8 protein-coding genes and 1 pseudogene are annotated in these 9,269 nt (G+C 74.2%); 1 reads left to right on the forward strand and 8 read right to left on the reverse strand.

Annotated elements, in window-relative coordinates:
- The 8 genes and pseudogenes from AC2CJA_RS19825 to AC2CJA_RS19860 form a co-directional block, all read right to left on the reverse strand.
- Positions 1–660: maleylpyruvate isomerase family mycothiol-dependent enzyme (locus tag AC2CJA_RS19825; RefSeq protein ID WP_484604039.1), on the reverse strand; the 660-nt coding region annotated here is incomplete at its 3' end.
- 141 nt (positions 661–801) lie between these two features.
- Entirely contained in the window at positions 802–2,493 is a 1,692-nt protein-coding gene (locus AC2CJA_RS19830; protein ID WP_484604040.1) for an AMP-binding protein, read from the reverse strand.
- Complete coding sequence (locus AC2CJA_RS19835) at positions 2,490–4,484, reverse strand: FAD/NAD(P)-binding protein (RefSeq protein WP_484604041.1); 1,995 nt, start codon at positions 4,482–4,484, stop codon at positions 2,490–2,492. Before AC2CJA_RS19835 ends, AC2CJA_RS19830 begins: the two co-directional genes overlap by 4 nt.
- A 5-nt stretch (positions 4,485–4,489) precedes the next feature.
- On the reverse strand, positions 4,490–5,821 hold the full coding sequence (locus AC2CJA_RS19840; protein ID WP_484604042.1) for a methylaspartate mutase: 1,332 nt from the start codon (positions 5,819–5,821) through the stop codon (positions 4,490–4,492).
- On the reverse strand, positions 5,818–6,318 hold the full coding sequence (locus AC2CJA_RS19845; protein WP_484604043.1) for a cobalamin B12-binding domain-containing protein: 501 nt from the start codon (positions 6,316–6,318) through the stop codon (positions 5,818–5,820). Before AC2CJA_RS19845 ends, AC2CJA_RS19840 begins: the two co-directional genes overlap by 4 nt.
- Before the next feature lie 139 nt (positions 6,319–6,457).
- Positions 6,458–6,892 (reverse strand): cupin domain-containing protein, encoded by a 435-nt coding sequence (locus tag AC2CJA_RS19850; RefSeq protein ID WP_484604044.1) that lies wholly within the window; start codon positions 6,890–6,892, stop codon positions 6,458–6,460.
- A gap of 291 nt (positions 6,893–7,183) precedes the next feature.
- Complete coding sequence (locus AC2CJA_RS19855) at positions 7,184–7,885, reverse strand: LysR substrate-binding domain-containing protein (protein WP_484604046.1); 702 nt, start codon at positions 7,883–7,885, stop codon at positions 7,184–7,186.
- Between the two features lie 48 nt (positions 7,886–7,933).
- Positions 7,934–8,113 (reverse strand): annotated as a pseudogene (locus AC2CJA_RS19860) (LysR family transcriptional regulator); the annotation flags it as partial.
- A gap of 303 nt (positions 8,114–8,416) precedes the next feature.
- On the opposite strand from AC2CJA_RS19860, the gene AC2CJA_RS19865 reads away from it, so the two are divergent.
- On the forward strand, positions 8,417–8,992 hold the full coding sequence (locus tag AC2CJA_RS19865; RefSeq protein ID WP_484604045.1) for a CGNR zinc finger domain-containing protein: 576 nt from the start codon (positions 8,417–8,419) through the stop codon (positions 8,990–8,992).
- The last annotated feature ends 277 nt before the right edge of the window (positions 8,993–9,269 follow it).

The following is a 9,269-nucleotide window of genomic DNA, read 5'->3' on the forward strand; positions in this document are numbered from 1 at the left end:
CAGCCAGGCCGCGAGCGCGTGGGCGGGACCGTCCACCCGCACCGGGCGGCCGGAGCCGGCCCCCGCGGCGAGCCGCTGCCCGGTGTCCCGGGCGCGCAGTTCCAGGGGCGGGCAGTCCCCGCGGCCGGACCAGGCGGAGGCCAGGGAGTCCAGCAGGAACCGCGCCTCCTCCTCCGGCCAGTCGGCCGGGGAGTACCCGGCCGCCAGGTCCACATGGTGGATCAGCACCTCGCGCAGCCGGTGCCCCGGCAGCGCGCGGGCCGGTATCCGGTCGCCGTTGCGCAGGACGACCTCGGCCGCCCACGCCCCGCCGTCCAGCCGCCGGGCGTGATCGACGAACCCGTCCCCGGAGCGGGCCAGGTCCGCCAGGTGCGCGGCGGCCGGACGGTGCGCGTCCCGCTCGATGTCGGCCTCGCGGGCGCCGCCCCCGGCGTACATCGGACGTGGGACGCCGGTCTGCGCCCAGGTGAGGAGGTTGCGCAGCCCGTCTGCGTTGCGCGCCACATGGGCGCAGACGTGGCCGCGGGTCCAGCCGGGCAGCGCCGAGGCCGCGGCCAGATCCGCGTCGCCGAGCGAGGCCACAGTGGCCCGCAGCCCCTCCTGCGCGGAGGCGACGCGTGCGATGAGGGCGGCGGTGCCGGCCGCAGTGGAAGTGTCCATGCTCTCTCCGTCGTGCTGAGGCTCGTGCCGGGAGGTCGTGCCGGGATGCCCCGCCGGGCCGGACCGCGTGAGCGTGCCGGGAGCCGCCGGGCCCGCGCCGAAGGACGGCGCACGCCGGACGGCCCCCGGCCCGTACCCGGCTCACCCCGCCGCGGCCACCGCGCCGGGACGCTCCCGCCGGAAGTCGGCGGTCCCGGTGCGCTCGCGCAGTTCGGCCCGGCGGACCTTCCCCGAGGCGGTGCGCGGCAGCCGGTCGGCGAAGGTGATCAGATGCACCTGCTTCTGCGGGGGCAGCTCCCCGTCGAGGTGCTCGAAGACGGCCCGCGCCATGGAGCGGTCGCCGCCGCGGGGGGCCGCGGGGACCACGAACGCCTTGGCCACCCACTGCCCGATCGGATGGGGGTGGGGTACGACGGCCGCGTCGGCGACAGCGGGGTGGGACAGCAGCACGCGTTCCAGCTCCAGCGGGGAGATGCGGTGGTCGAAGGACTTGAACATGTCGTCGGCCCGGCTGACGTAGCCGAAGCTCCCGTCCTCCGCCTCCACCACCAGGTCGCCGGTGTGGTAGAGGCCGCCGGCGAAGGCGGCCGCCGTACGCCGCTCGTCGCCCGCGTATCCGGCCATCACACCGACGGGCCGGTCCGACAGGTCCACGCAGAGCTCGCCGGTCTCCCCCGGGGGCAGCCGGTCGCCCGTCTCGGGGTGGACGACGACGGCCCGGTAGCCGGGCATCGGCCAGCCCATGCGGCCGGGCACCGGGGTGCGTCCGGGCGGGGTGCCCAGCTGCCCGGTGGTCTCGGTCTGGCCGTAGCCGTCGCGGACGCCGATGCCCCAGGCATTCCGCACCGTGCGGAAGACCTCCGGATCCAGCGGCTCCCCGGCGCTGGTGGCCTCGCGCAGCGCGGGCGGGCGCGGCCCGACGCCGTGCCGCACGAGCGCGCGCCACACGCTGGGCGGCGCGCAGAACGAGGTCACCCCCCGGTCGCGCAGCACCTCCAGGACGCGTCCGGGACCGCTGTGCCCGGCCGCCAGGGCGACGATCTGGGCCTCGGCGTTCCAGGGGACGAAGAAGGAGCTCCAGGCGTGCTTGGCCCAGCCCGGCGCCGAGATGTTGAGGTGGACGTCGCCGGGCCGCAGGCCGTTCCAGTACATGCCCGAGAGATGGCCCACGGGGTAGCTCAGGTGGGTGTGGAGGACCATCTTCGGCAGGGAGGTCGTGCCCGAGGTGAAGTAGCAGAACAGCGGGTCGCCGGCGGGGGTCGCGGCATCCGGCCGGAAGTCCTCCGGAGCGGAGCGGGAGTGCCGGTAGCCGGTCCAGCCCGCGGGCTCGCCGCCCACCGCGATACCGCTCCACCGCCCGGGCAGGCCCTCGAACCGGGAGGCCAGGGCGGCCTCCGCCACCACGTGCCGGATGCCGGCACGGCCGATGCGGTCGGCGAGTTCGGCCGGCGAGGCCGTGACGTAGGTGGGCACCACCACCGCGCCGAGCTTGATCGAGGCCAGCACCGTCTCCCACAGGGCGGGCCGGTTGTCCAGCACCACCAGCACCGGATCGCCGCGGCGCACGCCCTGCCCGCGCAGCCAGTTGGCCACCTGGTCCGAGCGCCGGGAGAGCCGCGCGAAGGACAGCTCGGCGTCCTCCCCCTCGCCGACCACCCGCAGGGCGGGGCGGTGGTTGTCCCGCGCCATCGGGTCGAACCAGTCCAGTGCCCAGTTGAAGGTCTCCGGCCGGGGCCAGACGAACTCCCGGCGGGCGGCCTCCAGGTCCTCCCGGTGCCGCAGGAGGGTGTCGCGGGCCCGCTTGAACAGCAGCCCCGGCGCGCTGAACGTCACGCCCGCCCCCCTTCGGCCGGTGCGCCCGAGACGGCGCCGGCCAGCGCCCGTCCGGCGGGCCCCTCCTGCGGCCGGCCGCCGGCGAGCAGGTCCGCGGCGATGGCGTCGGCGTCCCGGTAGAACAGGGTGCGCATCCCCGGGCGGCTGCTGCCGACCTGGGTGAACCAGCGGGTGTGCTCGGTGGGGATGCCCAGCGCGTACAGGTCGGTGCGCGCCCGCCCGCCGGCGTCCACGACGTGGAACGGGGCGCGGGTGACGGCCAGTCCGCCGGACTCGAACCGCTCCCCGTGGACGGAGTCCTCGACCACGTACTCCGAGAGCAGCCCGTCGGCCAGCAGCCCCCGGATCAGGGGGGAGGTGTCACGGCGCAGGTGGGGGACGGGGATGCGGGCGTCGATCAGCACCCGCGCGATCCGGGCGGAGCCGGGCACCCGCGGGGAGGCGACGCGGAAGCCGCCGGCCTCCCGGTCGGCGGTGTAGGTGGTGGCCGGACCGGCGACCTCGACGACACCGGCCTCGATGAGCGCCACCAGCTGCCGGACCCGGTACCGGGGAGGCCCGGCCGACAGCAGGGCGTTGACCGGCAGGAAGCGGCGCAGGAACGCGTCCTGGTGGGAGGAGGGGCGCAGCCCCCCGTAGTCGACCGCCTCCCGGATCGTGTTGCGGATGTCGCGCAGGACGTCAAGAGCGGCCTTGAGCGGGCCCTCGCCGTTGCCCAGGTCGGCCTCGGACAGGTCCCACCGCATGACGTCCAGGAGTTCGGCGCGGAAGGCCTGCGGATCGCGAAAGTGCCGGTCGCCGAAGGGGCGGGCCAGTTTCCGCAGGTCCAGGGCGGGGACCTCACCGAGTCCCGCCTCGCGCAGCAGCCCGGCCGGGTCGCCGCCGGTCAGCAGCACGGAGACGTGGCGCTCGGCGAACCTCTCGCCCGCCTCCTTCCCCTCGCGGGCGGTGACATGGGCCGTCCAGTAGACGTGGTCGAGCTCCCGCAGCAGCAGGGGCAGCACATCCTCGTCGAAGTCCAGGCGGGGGCTGCCGGTCTCCGCCAGGCGCCGCTTGCGGGCCTGCTCGACGGCGTGCGGGGTGAGGAAGAGCGCGCGGTGGCTGTGGTGGGGCTCCTTCTGGTTCCTTCCGCGCGCCGGGATCGGCAGCCCGCTGCGGGAGCCGGCGACGATGTGCGGCTCGCGTCCGCTGGGCTCGTAGCGCATGGAGCCGTCGGGCAGGGTGGTGAAGGCGCCGCCGCGGCCGAGGGTGAGGGCGACCATCACGTCGTAGAAGGACAGCCCCATGCCCAGGACGCCGACGGTCGTGCCCGGCGGGATGGTGGCCGGGTCCAGGTCGAGGTCGGCGGCGGAGTCGCCGCACAGGTAGTGGACGCCGGGGCGGCCGGCGGCGAAGCCGAGCATCTCCCGCTCGAAGCCGTCGGGCTCGTTGCGGGGGTGCCCGGTGGTCAGGACGAGCCGGTCGACCCCGAGCGGCGCGGGGTCGCCCTCGCGCTCCAGCTCGTATCCTCCCCCGGGGCGCGGGCGCACCCTCACGATCCGGTCGTGCACCGGGATCAGCTCGGCCTCCCCGGGCAGATGCCCGGCGATCGTGTCGTAGACCGAGCGCAGGTACTGCCCGTAGCGCAGCCTGGAGGCGTAGTCGTTGGGCCCGAGGGGCTCCTCGCCGTGGGTGCGGGCGCGCTCGGCTATCCACTGGCCCAGGCTGGGGCCCGCGCCGGGCCGGGCGGGGCCGCCGTCGGGCTCCCCGGAGTACATGGTCACCTGGCCGACCACGGTGTTCATGGTGAACCAGTCCTCCTGGTCGGTGCGCCACACCCGGCCGGCCCCGACCTCCACCGCGTCGACGGCGTAGACGCGCAGCCTCCGGCGCGCTGCGGGCTCCTCCCGCAGCCGGACGGCGAGACGCTCCAGCACGGACAGTCCGCGCGGGCCGGTGCCGATCACCGCGACGGTGAGCGGTTGCGGATCGTCGTTGGAAAGTCTGGTCACTGTTCTCACTTCGCTTCCTGTCGGGTCCGGCCCGCGGCCGGCAGGGGGTCGCGCGACGCCGAGATGTCCAGCGCCGCGCGGTCGAAGGTGTTCTGCACGTGCGAGAGCATTCCGAGCAGTTCCTCGGCGCCGACCGACGCCGCCGCGCCGCCGGGCACGTCCCGGACGGGCATGCGGCCGGCCGACGACCACCGCAGCCGGCCGCGCCGGTCGATGTGGCTGCGGGCGAGCTGGGCGTTGTCGGCGTGCAGGCAGTAGGGGACATCGAGGTAACCGCGGGCGAACGCGGCCGGGAGCGCGCGGTCGATGTCGGAGTGGAGTTCCAGGACGGCCTCCACCATGTCCCGTGCCTCACCCAGGAGTTGCTCCGCCTCGCCCTCCTCGGGCCGGTCGTCCGGGGACGCGGTCGCGGCGCGGGCCGCCTCCGCGGCCGTCTCCAGGGCGTGGACGTTGTCCTCGACGGTGGGGATGCGGTGCGCCTCGGCCGGCGTCTTGACGATGAGCCGCTCGGTGCCGGTGAGCGCGGCCAGGCGCGCGCTCTCGCGCAGCAGGGCCAGGGCGCCGGGGACGGTGCGGGGGAAGACGCCCATGTAGGTGTAGAGCACCACGTGCCAGTCGGTGTCCCCCAGATGCTCCCCGGCCAGCCGGCGCAGCGCGGCCAGCGCTGCCACGTCCTGGGGGAAGCTGGTCTGCTGGGCGTAGCTGAGCGAGACGCTGCGCAGGCCGTGCCTGCGGAAGAAGATCCCCTCCAGCACGGACAGTGCCACCAGCAGGCTCGGCGGGCACAGCTGCCCGAGCATGCAGCCGCCGAAGCTCTCCAGGTGCGCGCCGGGCACCCGCTCGGCCAGGACCTCGCAGCTGCGGGCCCAGGCGTCGACCGCCTCGGCCAGCGGAGTGCGGCTGTAGGGCAGGCAGTAGGAGACCGGCCCGCCCTCGGTGGCGTCGAGGCCGGCGTCGATCAGGGCGCGGACGATGCCCAGGGGCAGCGGGGAGCCGTGGCGCACCTGGATCGCGAAGTCCCCGGCGCCGGCCGCCGCGATCATCTCGCGGGTCACCGGGCCCCCGTGGGCGACGATGGGGAAGCCGTTGAGGTCCTCGCCCCTCTCCAGGGCCCGCGCGGCGGAGGCGTGGTCGCCGACCCGGGTGTAGCTGTCCAGGGTGATGGTGCCCACCGTGCGGGCGCGGGCGCCGCGGACGGCGGCGAGGCCGGAACCCATCTGCTCCACGGTCGGGAACCCCATGCGCGGCTGGACCACCAGCTCACCGGCCGAGTGCGCCGCGGCCACCGCGGCGGCGAACGAGCCGGCGGGGCCGGTACGCCCGACGGCTGCGCTCACAGGGCGAGGGCCGCGGGGGCCGGTCCGCGCAGGGTGCGGGCGTCGGGCGCGGCGAGGTAGCGGCGGAACTCGCCGATGCTCACGGAGTCCTCGAAGACCGCGTCGAAGCCCGCCTCGACCAGGGCCCGGACGTGGCTGCCGCCCTCGGCCCCGCGGGTGCCGAGCTTGCCCCCGATGACCACGGGCAGGTCGGCCAGGTCGGGCTCGGCGCGCAGCCGGGCGATGAGGCGGCGGCCGTCGAGGTGCCCGTGCCCGTTGACGCTGCTGATGACCACCATGTCGGGGCGGTGGCGCCGGCACTCGGCGATCAGGAGGTCGTCCGGGACGCAGGCGCCGATGTTGGTGACGCGGTGGCCGTACTCCTCGATCAGGAGCTGGAGGAAGACCAGGTTCCAGGTGTGGGAGTCGGAGGAGACGCTGGATACCAGCACCCGGCGGGGGCCGGCGGTGCCCGGAAGCGGCTCCGGGGTGATCACCGTGGGGGCGGCAGCGGACATGATGTGCGTATCTCCCGTGGTGAGACGTGGTGTGGTGGACGTGCGGTGCGCCGGGTGCGGCGCGGTGCGGCGTGGCGCGCAGGAGCGGGCCCCGGACCGGGGCCCGGGGTGGTGTGCGGGCCCCGGCCCGCGGGGCTCGTCAGGCCTGCGCGGCGACCCTGTCGGAGATCTGGCCGGAGACGGGCCGGATGGGCCGGTCCGGGGTGCGGGCCGCGGCGGGCCGCGTGCGGATGGCCAGCACGGTGCAGCCCTCCCGGCTGGACATCTGGTGCCGGGTGCCCGGGGCCTCGACGACCAGGTCGCCCTTGGTGTACGAGGGGCCGTCGCTGTGGTCGAGGACGCCGTCGAGGACGAGCATCAGCTCGTAGCCCAGGTGCTCGTGGAAGTCGCCGTGGGCGCCGGGCGGGAAACGCAGGATCAGGCCGACGGAGTCCTCGCCCTTCTCCTCGTCGGGGGCCCACAGAACGTGGTGCTCGACGCCGGCCCGCCCGGGTTCCTTCCAGGGCACCCATGAGAGGTCGGTGAGTTCGAAACCGCTGCGGAAGACATTGGGGATGAATTCGATGTCGGACATCTTTTCCTCTTGTTCGGGTGGGATCGTGAGATTTCCCGGGTATCTTCCGAGATGGGTGTCCATGCCGGGAGAAAACCTTCGAACACGAGGCTATCCGCGCTGTGCGGCTCTATCGGGAGAGCTGTCGATTTCCGGTATCGAGGTTTCCGATACCTCTTTTTGCGCATTATCCGGGAGACATCCGGAGCGGAAGTGGCCGGCGCCCTGCCGGAGGGCGGAACGCACGGAAGGAGAAGCCGCCCGGCCCCTTCCGGGCGCCGGGCGGTGGGAACGCGGTGGACGGCGGGCGGATCAGACCAGGACCGGACCGGCGGACGGGCCGGGCGCGTCCGCCGCCGCGCCGCCCGCCCGGCGGGCCAGGCTCAGGAAGGCCGAGACGGCGGGGGAGAGCCAGCCGCCGTCCGGCAGCAGGGCCTGCACGTGCATCACGGTGCCGGGCAGGGAGTCGACCGGCGCCGGGCCCTCCGGCGTCGAACCACAGTCGGCCGCCGCCCGCGGGACCATGGCGACCCCCAGCCCGGCGCCCGCCAGGCCGAGGGCGCCGCGGGTGGAACCGGTCTCCATGAGGGCCGGCGCCTCTCCCCGCACCGCCGTCAGGTAATGCGGCAGGACCTGCTGGGAGGGGCAGTCGGGGTCCACTACCAGGACCCGGTCCAGCAGGGAGGGGTCGCCCGCGAGTAAGCCGACCGGACCGACGGGGACGAAGGGGACGGGGAAGAGCGCCTCGCGCAGTACGCCGCCCGCCGCCGCGGCCTTCCCCGCGCCGGCGGCGCGGGTGAAGGTCAGCCCCACGTCCACGCCTCCGGAGGCCACGGCGGTCTCCACGTCACCGGTGCTCATCACCCTCAGGGAGAGACTGACGCGAGGGTACCGGTAGCGGCTCTGCCTGACGATCTCCTGCAGTTCGTACTCCATGAGGGGGGCTGTCGCCCCGACCACGACCCGTCCGGTCGGCTCGCCCTTGTTCTTGAGCGCGACGGACATCTCGTCCATGACGCTTAATATGCGCCCGACATACACACGGAACGTCTCACCGGCGGCTGTGAGGCGAACGCCGTGTGGTAGGCGGTGGAAGAGGGGTGACCCGACCCTGTTCTCCAGGGACCTCACATGGGCTGTCACACTCGACTGGGAGTATCCGAGATTCTTGGCAGTTTTCGTGAGGCTGCCGGTCCTGGCTACTTCCCAGAAGGTTCTGAGCTGGTATGCGGAAAAATCCATGCGAAATCCCCCAGGCAGTGCTCTCTGACGGCCCGCGCGGTCGCAGGGAGACCACCGGTCCGGGCACCGGCTCCGGTCGGCGCGGTGGCCGGCCGTCCCGGCGGCCGTCACCGTGTTCCCGCGGCCGCCCACCGGCCACCGCGCCGACCGTTCCCTGTCCCCGGCCCGATACCCCGCCTCCGTGAAGCGAACCCGTGATCGATGTTGGTCTGTGCCTGCGCAGCACGTGAAACGCTAGCATCACGGCCAGACCATTAGGAGATGACAGTGGCAAAAACACTTGTCACGAACGGTAGTCGAAGAGTGCGGGCCGAGCCGCTGCCCGTCGAGTTCGCCAACACCCTCTCCGCGGCCAGGGGGCGCCTGGTGGAGGGCCTCGGGTCGCCCGCCGAGCTGGAGGCGTGGCTGCGACGCCACCGGGAGCTGTTCCCCGAGCCCGGGCCCCTGCGGGAGGAGGCACTCCGCGCCTGCGAACAGCAGCTCGCCCACGCGCGCGTCCTGCGTGACGCCGTCCGGTGCCTGATCGCCGCGCGGGTCGACCACAAGGCGCCCGATCCATGGGACATCGCGCACGTCAACCGTGCTTCCGGAATGAGTCAGTCCTGGCCCGTCCTGGTCTGGCGGGACGCCCGTGCGCCCGGTGCGGACTCCCTGTGCACCGGGGACGCCGTCACCCACGCGCTGTCGCTGATCGCCCGCAGCTCGGTGCTCCTGCTGTCCGGGGAACGGGGCGCGCTGCTGCGCAGCTGCCGGGCCCCGGGCTGCGTGCTCTTCTTCTACCGCCACCACCCCCGCCGCGCGTGGTGCTCGAGCGGATGCGGCAACCGCGCACGGGTCGCCCGGCACCAGGCGAGGCGCTCCGCCGGTGACGGAAAGTGACGAAGAGTTGATCCATGCGTGGCCGGAAATGGCAATGAAGAGGTAAAAATTCATTAGCCGACAACGTCGGCCGAACGTCGCGGACACCTCCGCGACCCTCATCGGAGTGGCCGATCGCAGGCATCGGCGAAGTGACCGGGAGAGTGCTCCCGGCGCCGCTAGCGTCCTCGGCGAGGCCCTGCCAGGGGCCGGCCCGGAGGTGTCCGCACCGCCGGGCCGGCCCGCCGGAGCGGGCCCGTCCCCCGCACCAGAGGACCAAACCGCTGTGCCGCAAACC

The sequence above is a fragment of the Streptomyces sp. ATLC9 genome, assembly GCF_057196705.1.